This is a genomic window from Mycobacterium parmense, from assembly GCF_010730575.1.
GTDB lineage: Bacteria > Actinomycetota > Actinomycetes > Mycobacteriales > Mycobacteriaceae > Mycobacterium > Mycobacterium parmense.
Genome location: NZ_AP022614.1, coordinates 837,305 through 854,446, shown reverse-complemented (window position 1 = coordinate 854,446; position 17,142 = coordinate 837,305). Strand labels below are relative to the sequence as shown.

General features: G+C 68.2%; 16 protein-coding genes. 11 read left to right on the top strand and 5 right to left on the bottom strand.

The features are described 5' to 3' along the window. The first annotated feature begins 19 nt into the window (after positions 1-19). From G6N48_RS03795 to G6N48_RS03785, 3 genes are read left to right on the top strand one after another with little or no spacing between them, the layout of a single operon-like run. Positions 20-334 (top strand): hypothetical protein, encoded by a 315-nt coding sequence (locus G6N48_RS03795; protein ID WP_085271284.1) that lies wholly within the window; start codon positions 20-22, stop codon positions 332-334. A gap of 1 nt (position 335) precedes the next feature. Continuing rightward, a complete protein-coding gene (locus G6N48_RS03790; RefSeq protein ID WP_139825975.1) occupies positions 336-1,511 on the top strand; it encodes a hypothetical protein in 1,176 nt (391 codons plus the stop codon). Between the two features lie 49 nt (positions 1,512-1,560). Next, entirely contained in the window at positions 1,561-1,965 is a 405-nt protein-coding gene (locus tag G6N48_RS03785; RefSeq protein WP_085271282.1) for a hypothetical protein, read from the top strand. 12 nt (positions 1,966-1,977) lie between these two features. On the opposite strand, the gene G6N48_RS03780 is transcribed toward G6N48_RS03785, so the two are convergent. Further along, on the bottom strand, positions 1,978-3,408 hold the full coding sequence (locus G6N48_RS03780) for a CehA/McbA family metallohydrolase (RefSeq protein WP_139825974.1): 1,431 nt from the start codon (positions 3,406-3,408) through the stop codon (positions 1,978-1,980). A gap of 148 nt (positions 3,409-3,556) precedes the next feature. Here G6N48_RS03780 and G6N48_RS03775 point away from each other — a divergent pair, with 148 nt between their 5' ends. Both G6N48_RS03775 and G6N48_RS03770 read left to right on the top strand, forming a co-directional pair. After that, positions 3,557-4,939 (top strand): FAD-binding oxidoreductase, encoded by a 1,383-nt coding sequence (locus G6N48_RS03775; protein ID WP_085271280.1) that lies wholly within the window; start codon positions 3,557-3,559, stop codon positions 4,937-4,939. Between the two features lie 4 nt (positions 4,940-4,943). Further along, positions 4,944-5,957, top strand: coding sequence for a TIGR03617 family F420-dependent LLM class oxidoreductase (locus G6N48_RS03770; protein ID WP_085271279.1), 1,014 nt, complete (start codon positions 4,944-4,946; stop codon positions 5,955-5,957). 74 nt (positions 5,958-6,031) lie between these two features. On the opposite strand, the gene G6N48_RS03765 is transcribed toward G6N48_RS03770, so the two are convergent. Then, positions 6,032-7,447 (bottom strand): MFS transporter, encoded by a 1,416-nt coding sequence (locus tag G6N48_RS03765; protein WP_085271278.1) that lies wholly within the window; start codon positions 7,445-7,447, stop codon positions 6,032-6,034. Between the two features lie 231 nt (positions 7,448-7,678). Beyond that, complete coding sequence (gene trxB, locus G6N48_RS03760; RefSeq protein ID WP_163670784.1) at positions 7,679-8,686, bottom strand: thioredoxin-disulfide reductase; 1,008 nt, start codon at positions 8,684-8,686, stop codon at positions 7,679-7,681. A gap of 496 nt (positions 8,687-9,182) precedes the next feature. Here trxB and G6N48_RS03755 point away from each other — a divergent pair, with 496 nt between their 5' ends. The 3 genes from G6N48_RS03755 to G6N48_RS03745 are packed head-to-tail and all read left to right on the top strand — an operon-like array spanning position 9,183 to position 12,361. Next, positions 9,183-10,850, top strand: a complete 1,668-nt coding sequence (locus G6N48_RS03755; protein WP_085267606.1) for a nitrite/sulfite reductase — start codon at positions 9,183-9,185, stop codon at positions 10,848-10,850. 54 nt (positions 10,851-10,904) lie between these two features. Then, positions 10,905-11,648, top strand: a complete 744-nt coding sequence (locus G6N48_RS03750; RefSeq protein WP_085267605.1) for a phosphoadenylyl-sulfate reductase — start codon at positions 10,905-10,907, stop codon at positions 11,646-11,648. Further along, a complete protein-coding gene (locus G6N48_RS03745; RefSeq protein ID WP_085267604.1) occupies positions 11,645-12,361 on the top strand; it encodes a sirohydrochlorin chelatase in 717 nt (238 codons plus the stop codon). Before G6N48_RS03750 ends, G6N48_RS03745 begins: the two co-directional genes overlap by 4 nt. 4 nt (positions 12,362-12,365) lie before the next feature. Here the strand turns inward: G6N48_RS03745 and G6N48_RS03740 are convergent, their stop codons facing one another. After that, positions 12,366-13,307, bottom strand: a complete 942-nt coding sequence (locus tag G6N48_RS03740) for a LysR family transcriptional regulator (protein ID WP_085267603.1) — start codon at positions 13,305-13,307, stop codon at positions 12,366-12,368. A 95-nt stretch (positions 13,308-13,402) separates the two neighbouring features. Here G6N48_RS03740 and G6N48_RS03735 point away from each other — a divergent pair, with 95 nt between their 5' ends. From G6N48_RS03735 to G6N48_RS03725, 3 genes are all read left to right on the top strand, one after another. Further along, a complete protein-coding gene (locus tag G6N48_RS03735; protein ID WP_269475419.1) occupies positions 13,403-14,794 on the top strand; it encodes an FAD-dependent oxidoreductase in 1,392 nt (463 codons plus the stop codon). A gap of 34 nt (positions 14,795-14,828) precedes the next feature. Beyond that, positions 14,829-15,155: a ferredoxin gene (gene fdxA, locus G6N48_RS03730; protein ID WP_085267601.1), complete on the top strand. Its 327-nt coding sequence runs from the start codon at positions 14,829-14,831 to the stop codon at positions 15,153-15,155. Between the two features lie 73 nt (positions 15,156-15,228). After that, positions 15,229-16,503 carry an alpha/beta hydrolase gene (locus G6N48_RS03725; RefSeq protein WP_085267600.1) on the top strand — a complete coding sequence of 425 codons (1,275 nt, stop codon included), beginning with the start codon at positions 15,229-15,231 and terminating at the stop codon, positions 16,501-16,503. A 10-nt stretch (positions 16,504-16,513) separates the two neighbouring features. On the opposite strand, the gene G6N48_RS03720 is transcribed toward G6N48_RS03725, so the two are convergent. Continuing rightward, complete coding sequence (locus G6N48_RS03720) at positions 16,514-17,125, bottom strand: TetR/AcrR family transcriptional regulator (RefSeq protein WP_085267599.1); 612 nt, start codon at positions 17,123-17,125, stop codon at positions 16,514-16,516. Positions 17,126-17,142: the final 17 nt, after the last annotated feature.

Here is a 17,142-nt window from a genome sequence, read left to right as displayed (position 1 = left end):
GCCGTTCTAGTCTCTGCCCATGAACGCTGCGAGTGGCGCTGTCGCGCTCCGCGTCACCGACTCAGACCTGCGTGCGTATGCCGCGTGGTGTGACGATGCGACCGGTCAACTCAGCGGTGTCGCCCGACCAGAGGCTGTCACGGGCGCCTCGTGGTCCGCGAGCGTCGCGGCGGTCAATGCCGCCAACGCGATGATTTCCGCCGCCGGCGCCAGGTGCGTGTCTCGTATTCGGACGACGGCCGCCCACCTCGGTGCGGCCGCAAACACGTACTCGGGCAACGAACAACGCTCATCGGCGCAGATGCGCGCCGTCTACAGCGCGACGGTGCCGTGAAATGACCGCGCCCGCAACATCGTTGCCGACGCTGTCACAAGTCGCAACCATGGACACCGCGTACCTGAGTGATGCAGCCGCATATTGGGACCAAACCGCAACGACGTGGGAGAACGTCTTCACCGAAATTCACCGCCAGGCCGCGGCGCCCGCGGGTGGCGTGTGGAAAGGCCTGGCAGCCGACTCAGCGCACGCCCGCACGTACGGCGACATGGTGCAAATCCGCGCAACATCCGACCAATTGCTGCCGGCGGCCGCCGTGGCGCACCGCGCAGAAGAACAACTACGGGCCTGTCGAGAAGGAGTGCTGGAGGCTGTCCGTGATGCGCGTGCAGATTGCTTCGATGTAGGCGACGACTATGCGGTCACCGACCGTGTTCGAGGCGGATCGGCGGATTTGCGCGCGGCCCGATCCGCCGAGGCTCAAGGCCACGCCGCCTTCATCCGCCACCGCGTCGCAGCCCTGGTCGCCGCGGATCAACAGATCGCACAACGTATTTCGGCGGCCATCGGAGCAATCGGAAACTTGACTTTCCACGAGCCGAACGTCGGCGTCGGTGACGCGAAGGACCCTCGCTTCGAGGCGGTGGACCGCAGTTGGAAACGGGACCCACCACAGCCGGGCCCAGACAGCGGACCGAGCGCCGACGAGATCCGCAAGGTGCTCGACGGATTGCCTGAGGGCGACAAGCCGTCGATTCGAGAGGTGCGATCGCCCGACGACCTTGAGAAACTATGGAATTGGATGAAGCGGAACGGGGTTGGCGCCCCGAACCGGTATCGAAACCCGGCAAAGGGCGAGTGGGTGAAATTGCCCGACGGAACCGATATCGGACGGCGTGAGGCCGCACGGTCGACCGATCGACCCGCGCTTGATGTGCACTTGCCCGGCCCGGATGGCTATATCAAAGTGCACGTCAACCCTGGAAGAGGTGGAGTGCCACAACTTTCGGTGCCAACCAAGCCACCCTCACCAGTCCGGTTACCGGTCGAGTCGGCACCTGTATTGCGCCCGCCCGTCGCGCCTGTGCCTCAGCCCGAGGCGCCATCACCCGGCAGCGGAGGATTCATCGGCGGCGGGCCATTTCCGGGATTGCACCTGATCCACCCACCGCACACGCGTCACGGGCAACTGATCATCGGTGACCCCGATGAGATCTTCGAAGAAAATAAGTAGATGGGCGCCCGTAAGCGACCACCGAAGCCCTGCGAAGGAGTTAGAGGCCATGACCGAACCTGACAAGGTCGCTCGCGCGAACGCAGAGGCGGCCGCCCAAGAACAACTCCGCACGGAGCTGTTGACCAGTGGTCTCTACGACTGGGTACCGATGATAGAAGTGACGACCACGATAGCCCACTACCACCTCGCCGAGACGCTCTCACAGCAGCAAGATCTGGCGCTGAGAACGATCAGATCGCTTCTGGACGACGGGCTCATGCAGATTGGCGATCTCCCCGGGCCCGACGCCAAGTTTCCGGCATGGGACCTCTCGATAAACGCGGCAATGGAACGCGTTTATGACCGCTTCGTCAGCCACCACGACAACCCGATTGAATGGGAATTTTGTATCTGGCTCGGACTGACCGAACAAGGCGAAGCCGCGGCAAAGGCCCTGGAGGCCAGGAGCTAGCGGCTCGAGACCTCACAGCGCGACCAGCCACACCGGATTCGTGAACGCCACCATCGCGCCGAGCGGCCGCCGCCGCGCCTCGCGCACCTCCAGTCGAGCGAAGCGCGCCGACGCGGCGTCGACCTCCCAGCGCACCATGGTCCGCGCCGGCCCGCGCACCGCGGCACGTCCCGCGCAGCCCGCCGCGGTGATGAGGCGGGCGGTGGTACCGGCGCCGCCGGTGATCATCGCGGTCACCGTCACCGGAGCATCGTCGGGCACCATCAGCGTCTCCCCCGGCCCGGCCGCCTCAAGTGCGCCAGGACAGGTCGCGGTGAGTTCCACTGTCACGCAACGCGACCGGGCGATGTAGGAGCGGCCGCGGCGCAGCCCCTCGACGAGCGCCGGCGTCGACAGCTCGCGCGCATGCACCACGGTCTGCGGTGCACCGACCGGCTGCGAGCGGGCGTGGGAGTCGCTGCCGCTCACCGCCGCGACGCGCCGGCCCTCGCAGAGCAGCTTGTGCCAGATACGAAGCGACGCTTCGTCGTCGAGGTTCCACCGGCCGTTCCACACTTCGAGGGCGTCCACGTCGTCAAACCCGAACTCCCAGAACGACCCCGGCAGCGGCGCGGCGGGATGGGCGGCGACCACCAGGCCTCCCGCCCCGCGGACCTCGGCGGCGAAGCGCGGGAACACGCCGTCGCGCGGTGCGTACCGCCAGTCGACCCACGCCCCCGGCGTCAGCCCGGCGGCCAGCCAATGCCCGTGCCGGGTGGTGACCTCCTCGCCGGGCACCACCAGCAGCCCTGCCGTGTGGTGGGCGGGCCACACCCGATTCGCGGAATTGGTGTTGTGGTCGGTGGAGACGATGAAGTCCAGGCCGGCGGAGTCCGCGTCCGCGACCAATTCACCGGGGTCCCGCTCGCCGTCGGAATGCACAGTGTGCATGTGCAGGTCTCCGCGATACCAGCCCGCGCCGCGAACGGGTGGTGACCAACGGGCCACTACCGGGCTTTCCGCGCCGCCCCCGCCCCTCTCCAGGGTGACCCGTGCCCGCCACGTCATCCCCCACGGACTCAGCACCACCGGCCCAAGGGCCACCGCCCACAGGCCCGGCTCGATCGGGCCGGCGAGGTAGCCGGGCGTGGCATCGGTCGCCGAGATCGTGAAGCCGTCGCGTGCCCCGCCGGACCAGCCCCGGAACCCCGCCGCGTTGCCCAGACTGTGTCCCGCCGAACCGAACATCCCGAGGTCCAACACGTTTCGGATGAGCCCGCCGACCGCAAAGTCGTCATGCGAGGTGGTGACCCGGATCCGCCGCACGCCGCCCGCCGGCACCTCGAAGGGCAGGTACGCCCACTGGTCGATCCCGAACCCGAACCGCCCCGAAAACGTGACCTCGATTGTCTCGCCGCCACACTGCTCGGTGATGGCTTCCGGCGCGACCATCGCGACGCTCACGGCACTCCTCCCCATCGGGTACACCGCCAGCATCCGCGACCGAAAAGTTACGGCCTTTACGACGACACGAACAACAATCGTCGGCTGGCTGACCGGGAGAGGCGGCGCCTCGCGTCCCCTCTCCGCTCGAGAGTCCTAGAGTGCGTGCATGAGCAACATCGCGGCGCTACTCGCCGACATCGTCGGCGCCCACAACCTGCTGACCGGCGACGCCGTCACCGACGACTACAGCCACGACGAGGTGCTGACGACACCGCCGCAGAAACCGCGGTATGTCGCCAAACCGGCTACGGCGGACGAGGTCTCGCGAATACTGCAGGCCGCCACCGAACACCGCATCCCGGTCACCGCCCGCGGGTCCGGCACGGGCCTGTCCGGCGCGGCGATCCCCCGCAACGACGGGCTCGTCCTCTCCTTCGAGCGCATGAACGCCGTCCTCGAGATCGACCCCACCGACCAGGTCGCCGTCGTCCAGCCCGGCGTGACGCTGACCGCGCTGGACGCCGCGACCGTTGACACCGGCCTGCGTTACATGGTCTACCCCGGCGAGCTGTCGTCCAGCGTCGGCGGCAACGTCGGCACCAACGCCGGCGGCATGAGGGCGGTCAAGTACGGTGTCGCCCGCCACAACGTCCTCGGACTGCAGGCCGTGCTGCCCACCGGGGAGATCATCCGCACCGGCGGCAGGATCGCCAAGGTGTCCACCGGCTACGACCTGACCCAGCTGATCGTCGGGTCCGAAGGCACCCTGGCGCTGGCCACCGAGGTGACGGTCAAACTGCACCCCCGGCTCGACCACAGCGCCACCGTGCTGGCCCCCTTCGCCGACCTCGACCAGGTCATGACCGCGGTACCCGAGATCGTGGCCAGCGGGCTCGGGCCATACATCCTCGAATACATCGACAACGTGACCATGGCCGCGCTCGTGCACACGCAGAACTTGGAGCTCGGCATCCCCGACCGGATCCGCGACAGCTGCCAGGCGTATCTCGTTGTGGCGCTAGAGAACACGACGTCGCAACGGCTGGACGAGGACGTCGAGCGCGCCGGCGAACTGGTCGCCGAACTCGGCGCACAGGACGCCTTCATCCTCGAAGGCTCCTCCGCGCGCAAGCTCGTCGAGGCCCGCGAGAAGGCGTTCTGGACGGCCAAGGCGATCGGCGCCGACGACATCATCGACACCGTCGTCCCGCGCAGCGCCATGCCGGAGTTCCTCGCCGGCGCCCGCGACCTGGCGACGGCGGCCGGTGCCGCCGCGGCGGGCTGCGGGCACGCCGGCGACGGCAACGTCCACCTGGCCATCTTCTGCAAGGACACGCGGGCCCGCAAGCAGCTGATGACCGACATCTTCGCGCTCGCAATGAAACTGGGCGGCGCGATCTCGGGCGAGCACGGCCTGGGCCGCGCCAAGACGCCGTACTTCCTCGAACTCGAAGACCCGGCCAAGGTCGCTCTGATGCGCCGCATCAAGCACAGCTTCGACCCGGCGGGCATCCTCAATCCCGACGTCATCCTCGCAACGGCAGAATGAGCCCGTGCACGTAGACGTGATGACGGTTCCCCAGCCCCTGACCCAGGTCGGCAACCTGGCCCGGCGCACCCAGGCCGCCGGGTTCTCCGGGGTGCTGTTCACCGAGACCGGCCGCACCGCCTACCTCAACGCCGCCGTGGCCTCGCAGGCCGCTCCCGGCCTCGAGCTGTCCACCGGCGTCGCGGTCGCCTTCCCGCGCAGCCCGTTCGTCACCGCGGCCGCGGCGTGGGAGCTGCAGGAGGCCACCGGCGGTAAGTTTCGGCTGGGCCTGGGCACCCAGGTGCGCACGCACGTCGTGCGCCGCTACGGCATGCCCTTCGAACGCCCCGGCCCCCGGTTGCGCGACTACGTGCGCGCGGTGAAGGCATGTTTCTCGGCATTCCGGTCGGGGAAGCTCGACCACCACGGCGACTTCTACGACATGGACTTCATCACCCCGCAGTGGAGCCCCGGCCCCATCGACGCGCCCGACCCGAAAGTCGATGTCGCCGCGGTCAATCCGTGGATGCTGCGCATGGCGGGCGAGGTGGCCGACGGCGTACACGTGCACCCGATCGGCGAGCCGGGCTACATCACGCGGCACGTCGTGCCGAACGTCGCCGAAGGCGCACACAAGGCGGGCCGCTCACCCGGGGACGTCGCCGTGATCGTGCCGGTGCTCACGATCGTCGGCGACACCGACCGGGAGCGCGCCGCGCAACGGGAGTCGGTGCGGGCCAGCATGGCGTTCTACGGCAGCACCCCCAACTACGCGTTCATCTGGGACGAGGCCGGCTTCGAGGGCACCACCGCACGCATCCGCGAGAAGCAGAAGGCCGGCGACTTCAAGGGCATGGCCGCCCAGGTCAGCGACGACCACATCGCGACGTTCGCCACCGAATCCACCTGGGACGGGCTGGCCGACGCGTTGGCCAAGAAGTACGAGGGCGTGGCCACCCGGATCGCCCTCTACAGCGTCGTGGGTGATGACGAGCGCTTCGAGCGCTACGGAGAAGTCGCGCGCCAATTGCAGCGCTGACGCAGTTGTCGCGATGAGGCGGGCACGAAATAGTCCCGCCACCCCGAGGGGCCGGAATGCGCCCGGCATCAGCCCTAGCGCAGCGAGAACTCGGACAAGTCAGGGGCAGCAGGGGCGGTCACCACGGTCTGCCTGACATCCGAAGAGCGGCGCACGTACATCCACCACGTCAGCACCGACCCGACGAGGTAGCACAGCAGGAAGACGCAGAACGCCGTCGTCTCCGAGCCGGTGCTCAGATAGGACTGTCGCAGCGTCATATTGATCACCACACCGCCGAGCGTGCCGATCGCGGCGACGATCCCGATCACGACGCCGGACATGGCGCGAGCCCAGTGCCGGCGTTCGGTTTCGACCAGACCCGTCCGGCGGCTGCGCGCCTCGAACACGGCCGGGATCATCTTGTACACCGCCCCGTTGCCCACCCCGCACAACACGAAAAGGGCCATGAAACCGATGATGTAGCCGGTCATGATGGCTGTGCTCAACTGCCCGGAGCGCTCGTCGGCGCGGACGCTCACCACAATCAGGGCGCTCACCGCGACGATCATGCTCAACAGCACGCCCAGGGTGACGGTGCCGCCGCCGAGGCGGTCAGAAAGCCTGCCCCCATACATTCGGGACAGCGACGCGAGCAGTGGCCCGAGAAACGCGACCTGGGCGGCGTGCAACGACGCCTGCAAGGTGGTCTGTCCGGTGGCCAGGTAATCCATCTGCAGCACCTGGCCGAAGGCGAACGAAAACCCGATGAACGAACCGTAAGTCGCGACATAGAGCATCGCGAGAATCCAGGTGTCGCGCTGGACCAGAGCGGACCGCATGGGTTTGTGCTCGCCGCGGGGCAGCTCCACGTTGTCCAGGAACAGCGCCGACGCGAGCGCGGCCAGCGACAGCAGAACCAGGTAAATCGCGCAGACCCAGTACGGTTGCCGGTTGCCGGCGCTCGCCAGCACTATCAGCCCCACGATCTGGATCACCGGCACCCCGAGGTTGCCACCGCCACCGGCAATACCCAGCGCCACACCCTTGCGCCGCTGCGGGTAGAAGACGTTGACGTTGGCGATCGCGGCGGAGAAATTGCCGCCGCCCATGCCGGTCAGCGCCGCGCACACCACATACATCCACAACGGCTGTCCGGGGTTGGCCAGCAGCAGGATGGTGCCGACTGTCGGGATCAGCAGCACCGCCGAGGAGAACACCATCCAATTGCGGCCGCCGAACTTGGCCACCGCCACCGCGTACGGGATCCGCAGGCAGCCGCCGACCAGGGTCGCGGTGGCACCCAGCAGAAGCTTGTCGGCCGGTGAGAGCCCGTACACGGACCGGGGCATGAACAACACGAGCACCGACCAGATCGACCAGACCGAATAGCCGACGTGCATGGCGAACACAGACCAGATGAGGTTGCGCCGGGCGATCTTCTTGTTGCCGGCATCCCACGCCGCGGCGTCCTCGGGATCCCAATTCGAAATGCGTTGCGCGCGGCTCATTCACAACCTCGATCCCGTCAGCAGAAGCGCCGCCGCTGACGGTAGGCAGGAAAGCTGCCAAGTAACCGACGAGTAGCTGTGAATCGGCAGTGAATTTGGCTAATAGGCGCCTCTGCCCTTGCGAAATCAGCGTCGATTCAGGAGGATTCTCGCTCCATAAATCAAATTTGTTGACTCTCGCGGCGTTTCAGCGCCCCGGCCGGCCCAGAAGCCCGGCCACGGACAAAACACTCAGCTGCGCAACGACTCCCGGCCCACCGCCGAAGTGACGGTGGCGTCGACCTCGATCTCCTCGGGCTCGGGGGTCTCCCCGTGTTCGACGAGCCAGCGTTCGGCGTCGATGGCGGCGCTGCAGCCGCTGCCCGCGGCGGTGATGGCCTGGCGGTAGGTGTGGTCCACCAGATCCCCGGCGGCGAACACCCCCTCGACCGAGGTCGCGGTGGTGCGGCCCTGCACCAGCACATACCCCTCGGCGTCGGTGTCGACCACCCCGCGCACCAGCGCCGAGCGCGGCTCGTGCCCGATCGCCACGAACACCCCCGTCACCGCCAACACCGACTCGGCCCCGGTGAGGGTGTCGCGCACCCGCAAACCCGACACCGTCTCGCTACCCTCGACCGCCAGCACTTCCTTGTTGGTCAAGATCGTGATCTTGTCGTTGGCACGCGCCCGCTCCAGCATGATCCGCGACGCCCGAAACTCCGCACGCCGGTGCACCAGCGTCACACTGCGGGCAAACCGGGTCAAAAACGTGGCCTCCTCCATCGCCGAATCCCCCCCACCGATCACCGCGATGTCGTGATCCCGGAAGAAAAACCCGTCACAGGTCGCACACGACGACACCCCCCGGCCCAGCAACTCCTGCTCCCCGGGCACCCCCAGATACCGCGCCGCCGCGCCCATCGCCAAAATCACCGACCGCGCCCGATACGTGCGGCCCTCCGCCGTCACCGACTTCACCGGCCCCTGCAACGACACCGCCTCGACGTCTTCCATCCGCAAATCGGCACCAAACCGCAACGCCTGCTCACGCATCTGATCCATCAACTCCGGACCGGTGATCCCGTCCCGAAAACCCGGATAATTCTCCACCTCAGTGGTCGTCATCAACGCCCCACCAAACGCGGTCCCCTCAAACACCACCGGCGCCAACTGCGCCCGCGCGGCATACAACGCCGCGGTATAGCCCGCAGGACCCGAACCAATAACAATCACATCGTGGACGGTGTCGGTGGACATAGAAACCTTTCAGCCAGTGTCGACGGGGGTCACCCTACTGCTTGTCGCTGGCCGTTCCATGTGAACGCCGGCGCGACCCGCGTTACGACGCAGCGCTTCTTGAGCAGCGCCCTTCGAGAAACTCTGCCGCACAGCGCATCTCACATAGCCGGACCAGTGATGTTTGCTAAACAACCCAGGATTACCCAACTTGGATAAGTGGCAATCTTACTGTCGTACTGGGCTTTTAGAAGTGAAGCGGCACACACAACCATGCGTTGTGTCCTCACAACATCTACACCTCTACTACTGTCGATGTGGGCAATGCACTATGAAGTCATGGCCCGTGGGTCCAATGGCGTACCCACGGGAGCCTCCGACTAAGAAAACAGCACCGCCGATGTCGCGGCCCGGCAGCCCAGCCCAGAAGCGCCGAGGCCGCGCCGTCGAGCCTCGGCCGCCACAGCCACGAAGGCCGGCATGCCAGGCCGGCATCGTTCGCGAAGGAGAACTCCACATGACCACAGCACGTCCCGCCAAGACTCGTAACGAGGGCCAGTGGGCGCTGGGAAATCGCGAACCGCTCAACGACACCGAGCAGATCAAGCACGACGACGGGCCGCTCAACGTCCGCGACCGAATCCTCAACAAGTACGCCAAAGAGGGCTTCGAGAGCATCGACAAGTCCGACCTGCGGATGCGTTTCAAGTGGATGGGTCTCTACACCCAGCGCGAGCAGGGCTACGACGGCAGCTGGACCGGCGACGAGAACATCGACAAGCTCGAAGCCAAGTACTTCATGATGCGCGTGCGCTCCGACGGCAAGCCGATGTCGGCCGAGACGGTGCGCGTGCTGGGCCAGGTTTCGTCGGAGTTCGGCCGTGACACCGCCGACATCGGCGACCGGGAGAACGTGCAGTTCCACTGGCTCAAGATCGAGGACATTCCGGAGGTCTGGCGCCGGCTGGAATCCGTCGGCCTGTCGAGCATCGAGGCCTGTGGTGACTGCCCCCGCGGCATCCACGGCAGCCCGCTGGCCGGCGACTCGCTCGAGGAGGTGCTCGACCCCTCGCCGGCGATCGACGAGATCATCCGCCGCTTCCTGGGCAATCCCGACTACGCCAACCTTCCACGCAAGTACAAGACCGCGATCTCGGGCCTGCAGGACGTCTCCCACGAGACCCACGACGTCGCGTTCATCGGCGTCAACCACCCCGAGCACGGCCCCGGCATGGACCTGTGGGTCGGCGGCGGGCTGTCGACCAACCCGATGATGGCTCAACGGGTCGGCGTGTGGGTGCCGCTCGACGAGGTGCCCGACGTATGGGAGGCGGTCACCAAGGTCTTCCGCGACTACGGCTACCGACGGCTGCGGGCCAAGGCGCGGATCAAGTTCCTGGTCAAGGACTGGGGGGTCGAGAAATTCCGCGAGGTCATGGAGACCGAGTACCTCGGCCGCAAGATGATCGACGGCCCGGCCCCCACGCCGGCCAAGCACCCGATCGACCACGTCGGCGTGCAGAAGATCAAGAACGGCAAGAATGCCGTCGGCGTCGCGGCCATCGCGGGACGCGTCTCGGGCACCACCCTGCAGGCCGTGGCCGACCTGATGGAGCAGGTCGGCTCCGACCGGGCCCGGTTCAGCCCGTTCCAGAAGCTGATCATCCTCGACGTGCCTGACGACAAGGTCGACTTCCTGGTCGCCGAGCTGGACAAGCTGGGCCTGCCGTCGAACCCGTCGAACTGGCGCAAGAGCACGATGGGCTGCACGGGCATCGAGTTCTGCAAGCTGTCGTTCGCCGAAACCCGGGTCCGCGCACAGACTTTGGTGCCCGAGCTGGAGGAGCGGCTGGCCGACGTCAACCCCAAGCTCGACGTGCCGATCACCGTGCACCTCAACGGTTGCCCGAACTCGTGCGCCCGAATCCAGGTGGCCGACATCGGGTTCAAGGGCCAGTGGATCGACAACGGCGACGGCACCTCGGTCGAGGGCTTCCAGGTCCACCTCGGCGGCGGCCTCGGCGAGGAGAGCGGATTCGGCCGGAAACTGCGCCAGCACAAGGTCACCAGCGCCGAGCTCGGCGACTACATCGACCGGGTGACCCGCAAATTCCTCGACCAACGGCAGGACGGCGAGCGTTTTGCCAACTGGGCGCTGCGCGCCGAAGAGGACGACCTGCGCTAGGACCGCCCGACACGACCGAAGAGAGCGCAGACGTACGGAACCGGGGGCGACGACATGAGCGAAGTGGTAACCGAATTCACCGAGGAGCGGCTGCGGGAGCTGGCCGAGCGCGGCGCGGCCGAAATGGAGGGCGCCGACGCCAAAGACATCCTGCGGTGGGCCGACGAGCATTTCGGCGGGCCGAAGGGTCCGCGCGACTGGGCGACCTGCGGCTGGGTGGTGGCCTGCAACATGCAGGAGGCGCTGACGGTGTCGCTGGCGGCCGACGTGCGGCCGGGCGTGCCGGTGGTGTTCCTGGACACCGGCTATCACTTCGCCGAGACGCTGGGCACCCGCGATGCCGTCGAATCCGTCTATGACATCCACCTGCTCAACGTCCTCCCCGAGCACACCGTGGAGGAGCAGGACCGGCTGATGGGCAAGGACCTGTTCGCCCGCGACCCCAACGAGTGCTGCCGGCTGCGCAAGGTCCTCCCGCTGCGCAAGGCGCTGAGCGGTTACTCGGCGTGGGTGACCGGGCTGCGCCGGGTGGAGTCGCCGACCCGCGCCAATGCCCCGGTGATCAGCTACGACGAGTCGTTCGGGCTGGTCAAGGTCAACCCGATCGTGGCGTGGACCGACGAGGACGTCGACGACTACATCCAGAAGAACGGCGTACTGGTCAATCCGCTGGTCGAGGAGGGCTACCCGTCGATCGGCTGCGCCCCCTGCACCAGGAAGCCGGCTCCCGGCGAGGACCCGCGCAGCGGGCGCTGGGCGGGCCGCAACAAGACCGAGTGCGGGTTGCACTCGTCATGAGCACACTCGTCCTGACTGCCCACGGGAGCAGGGATCCGCGATCGGGCGCCAACGCCGGCGCCGTGGCCGCCCGGGTGCGGCTGCTGCGGCCCGGTCTCGACGTGCGGCTGGCGTTTCTCGACCTCAACGAGCCCGGCCTGGTCGACGTGCTCGCCGGCCTGCCGGACAGCCGCCGCGCGGTGGTCACGCCGCTGCTGCTGGCCAGCGCCTACCACGCGCGCCGCGACATTCCCAAACAGATCGCCGAGGCCGGCGCACACGGCGTCGGGCAGGCCGACGTCCTCGGCGAGGACGACAGGCTGGTGTCGGTCCTGCGCGAACGCCTCAGCCGCGTCGGCGTTTCCGCGCTCGACGACGACCTCGGCGTGATGGTGGTAGCGATCGGCTCGTCGGATGCCGCGGCAAACGCGCGCACCGCGCAGGTCGCCTCCCGGCTGGCGGCGGGGACCAGCTGGGTCGGCGCGGCGACCGGGTTTTCCACCCGGCCCGACGCGTCGGTGGCCCGGGCGGCGCACCAGTTGCGCCGCCGCGGCGCCCGCCGGCTCGTCATCGCGCCGTGGTTCCTGGCGCCCGGCCTGTTCACCGACAAGCTGGCGGCCTACGCCCGCGACAACGGCATCCCGATGGCCGCGCCGCTGGGCGCGCACCCGCTGGTCGCCGAGACCGTGCTCGACCGCTACGATCAGGCGCTGGCCCAGAACGCGGCGGCCTGACGCCCTACTTCGGTGCGCGACTGGTGATGTGGCTCAGCAACTCCCGGATCGCCCCGGCGGGCGGGGTGCGCCCGCCGACCCAGATGGCGCGAAACTTGCGCCGCAGGTCCAACCCCGGGACGGTCACCGCGAGCAGCCGGCCGACGGCCAAATCGTCGGCCACCGCCAACCGGCTCATCGCCGCCGGCCCGGCCCCGGCCAGGACGGCGGCGCGCATCGCCGCCGCCGAACTCAATTCCATGACGGGAGCGGCCTGTTCCATATCCTCGCCCAACACCCGGCGCAGTGCCGCCGCCAGCGAATCGCGGATGCCCGAATGTGGTTCGCGCGCAACCAGAGGAGTCTGTGCGACCTCGGCCGCGGTCACCACCCGCGACCGTCGGGCCCACTTGTGGCCCGGCGGCACCACGATCACCAACTCGTCCTGCCCCACCACGCAACTTCCCAGACCCTTTGGTGGGCCGGGATTCTCAACGAAGCCGAGGTCTGCCGTGCCGTCGCGCACCGAGGCGATGGCGTGCTCGCTGTTGGTGGCGGTCAGGATCACCTGGGGTGCGGTGGCGCCGCGCCGCGACGCCTCGCTCTGCAACGACAGCAGCCAGTGCGGCATCACCTGTTCGGCGATCGTCTGGCTGGCCGCCACTCTGATGCGTTCGCGGCCCTCCTTGCGCAGCGAGCCCAGGCCCGCGTCGATCTCGTTGGCGACTTCGAGCAACCGCGCCGCCCAGTCCGCGACGATCAGGCCCGCGGGCGTCAGTTGCGAACCGCGCGTGGTCCGCACGGCCAATGTGACCCCGATCTGGGCCTCCATCGACGCGAGCCGCCGCGATATCGCCTGCTGGGTCAGCCCCAGTTCGCGCGCGGCGCGGCCGAGGCTGCCCGTCTCGGCGATCGCCAAGAAGACCTCGAACGAGGCGAGGTCGGGCATGCGGGGGCTGAGCGGCATCGTGGGTCACATCACAATCTGTGCTTGTGACACAACAGTACCTTGTGACACCACAACACCAAAACCCCTACTCAGGGCATGTTGAGGCGGGCACGATGAGATCATTGACATCCACAGAGGGAGGCCATGTGCGTCAATACCACGTTGCGATAGTGGGTTCCGGCCCATCGGGATTCTTCGCGGCCGCATCACTGCTGAAAGCCGCCGACGCCGACGACCAGATGGACGTCGCGGTCGACATGCTCGAGATGCTGCCCACACCCTGGGGTTTGGTGCGCTCCGGCGTTGCTCCCGATCACCCCAAGATCAAGTCGGTGAGCGCGCAGTTCGAGAGAACCGCCGAGGACCCGCGGTTCCGCTTCTTCGGCAATGTCAAAGTCGGTGAGCAGGTGACCGCAGCCGAACTCGCCGAGCGCTACGACGCGGTGATCTACGCCGTCGGCGCCCAGTCCGACCGCGCCCTGGGCATTCCCGGCGAGGACCTGCCCGGCAGCGTCGCCGCGGTCGACTTCGTCGGGTGGTACAACGCCCACCCGCACTTCGAGGAGATGGCGCCCGATCTGTCGTGCGCCCGCGCCGTCGTGGTGGGCAACGGCAACGTCGCGGTCGACGTCGCACGCATGCTGGTCACCGAGCCCGACGTGCTGGCGCTCACCGACATCGCCGACCACGCGCTGGAGACGTTGCGCCCCTGCGGCGTCAAGGAAGTGATGCTCGTCGGCCGCCGCGGCCCGCTGGAAGCCGCGTTCACCACGGTGGAACTGCGCGAGCTCGGCGAGCTCGACGGCGTCGACGTCGTGGTCGACCCGGCCGACCTGGCGAACATCAGCGACGAGGACGCGGCCGCCGCGGGCAAGATCACCAAGAACAACATCAAGATCCTGCGCGAGTACGCCGGGCGCACCCTGCAGCCGGAGAACCGCCGAATCGTGTTGCGGTTCTTCACCTCACCGATCGAGATCAAGGGCGAGGACCGGGTCGAGAGCATCGTGCTGGGACGCAACGAGCTGGTCACCGACGCCAGCGGCCGGATGGTGGCCAAGGACACCGGCGCGCGCGAGGAGCTGCCCGCGCAACTGGTGGTGCGCTCGGTGGGTTACCGCGGTGTGGCAATCCCGGGGGTGGCGTTCGACGACCGGGCCGGGACCATCCCGCACACCAACGGCCGGATCGAGGGCAGCCGCAACGAGTACGTGGCCGGCTGGATCAAGCGCGGGCCGTCCGGGGTGATCGGCACCAACAAGAAGTGCTCCCAGGAGACCGTCGACACCGTGCTCGCCGATCTGGCCGGTACCGAATCCACCGGCCGCGGCAACGGCTATGCTGACGAACTTGCCGATTGGCTAGCCTCGCGCCAGCCGCATCTGGTTACCGCAGCCCACTGGGAGTTGATCGACCGATTCGAACGTGAAGCCGGCGAGCGGCACGGACGCCCCCGCGCCAAGCTGGCCAACCTGAACGAGTTGCTGCGCATCGCACACGGCTGACCAGCCGAAACAGCCCTAAGGAAGGACCCATCTGATGACCTACGTGATCGCCGAGCCCTGCGTCGACATCAAGGACAAGGCCTGCATCGAGGAGTGCCCCGTCGACTGCATCTACGAGGGCGGCCGGATGCTCTACATCCACCCCGACGAGTGCGTGGACTGCGGCGCCTGCGAGCCGGTGTGCCCGGTCGAGTCCATCTACTACGAGGACGACCTGCCGTCGGAGTACAGCCAGTACACGCAGATCAACGCGGACTTCTTCGCCGAGCTCGGCTCGCCCGGTGGCGCGTCGAAGGTCGGGCTGACCGAGAACGACCCCGCCGCCGTGAAGGCGCTGGAGAGCCGGGCCGAGGCGACCTGACCCGCCAGCCCCGGAAGGGCTGCTCCAGCGGTCACTTCGCACCGACGCCGGCGACCCCTCGTAGGGTGAGCCCATGCGGAAAGCGCGAATCGTCCATATCGTCCGGCAGATTGGGTCGTTGGCCGTCACCGCGGTGACCGCGGCGTCCACCCTCAACGGCTACCGCCCACTGGCGCGAAAAGGGTACCTGTCGCTCTTCTCGTGGATGTTCGGGCTGGTGGTCACCGAGCTGCCTCTGCAAACGCTTCTCAGCCAGCTCGGGGGACTGGCGCTGACCGCTCGGCGCCTCAACCCGCCGGTCCGCGCCGCGGCCTGGCTGGTGGCGGCCGTCTCGGCGGTGGGCCTGGCGAACTTCAGCCGCGCCGGCCACCTGGCGAACGCCCCGCTCAGCGAGGCCCTGGACCGCGGCCTGGGACCGGCGCGACGCACCGAGTCCGCGGGCCTGTGGCGCCGGCCGGCCGGCGCCGGCATCGCCAAGGCGCCGGGATTCCTGCGCATGATGCGGATCTACCGCGATTACGCCCACGACTCCGACATCAGTTACGGCGAATACGGGAGCGCGAACTTCCTCGACATCTGGCGCCGCCCGGACCTCGACCCGAGCGGCAAGGCACCGGTGCTCTTCCAGATCCCCGGCGGTGCGTGGACGACGGGAAACAAACGCGGGCAGGCCCATCCGCTGATGAGCCACCTCGCCGAGCTGGGCTGGATCTGTGTGGCGGTCAACTACCGGCACAGCCCGCGCAACACCTGGCCCGACCACATCGTCGACGTCAAGCGCGCCCTCGCCTGGGTCAAGGCGCACATCGCCGAGTACGGCGGCGACCCCGAATTCATCGCCATCACCGGCGGTTCGGCCGGCGGCCACCTGTCGTCGCTGGCGGCGCTGACGCCGAACGACCCGCAATTCCAGCCCGGGTTCGAAGACGCCGACACCCGGGTGCAAGCCGCCGTCCCGTTCTACGGCGTCTACGACTTCACCCGGTTCGACGACGCGATGCACCCGATGATGCCGGGCCTGCTCGTCAAATCGGTTCTCAAGCAACGGCCCTCGACGCACATGCAGACATTCGTCACCGCTTCGCCGGTCAACCACGTCGGCCCCGACGCTCCCCCGTTCTTCGTGTTGCACGGACGCAACGACTCGCTGGTTCCCGTCGAGCAGGCGCGCGGGTTCGTCACGGCGCTGCGCGAGGCCAGCAGGCAGCCCGTCGTCTACGCCGAATTGCCTTGCACCCAGCACGCGTTCGACATCTTCGGCTCGGCGCGCGCGGCCCACACGGCCGTCGCCGTCGAACAGTTCCTCGCCGAGGTCTACGCGTCGCGGCGCCAAGCCGAGGTCGCCTAGCCACAACGCGCTAACCCAGCATCCGGCCCACCACGTCGACGACGATGGTCTCCGGGTCCTCGACGATGCCGACGGCGCCGAGCTCCCCGCCGATAGCCAGCGACGCCACCCCGTGCACCAGCGACCAGAGCGGCGCGGCAACCTCGCGAGGGTCGCGGCCGGCGAACATCCCCGCCTCCCGGCACGCCGCGATGACGCCGAGCAGGTCGCCGAACGCCTCGTCGGCGGCGACCGCCAGCGCCGGGTGGTCGCTCTTGTCGATCTCGGCGCCGAACATCACCCGGTAGTGGTCGGGATGGGTGACGGCCCAACGCACGTAGGCCCGCCCGAGCTCGATCACCCGGGCCTTCGGCGCCCCCGCGCCGGCCGCGGTCAACGCGGCGTGCAGCTCGCGGAAACCCTGTTCGGCGACCGCGGCCAGCAGCTCGGCCTTGTCGGCGAAATGCCGATACGGGGCCGCGGCGCTCACGCCGGCGCGGCGCGCGGCCTCGGTCAGCGTGAACCCCTTGGGCCCCTTCTCGGCGACCAGGGACAGCGCGGCGCTGGTCAGCGCGCGCTTGAGGTCGCCGTGGTGATAGGTGTCCCGGCGCGCCGCCGTGGCTCTCCTCCGCTGCACTGCCATGTTGACGACATTAACAT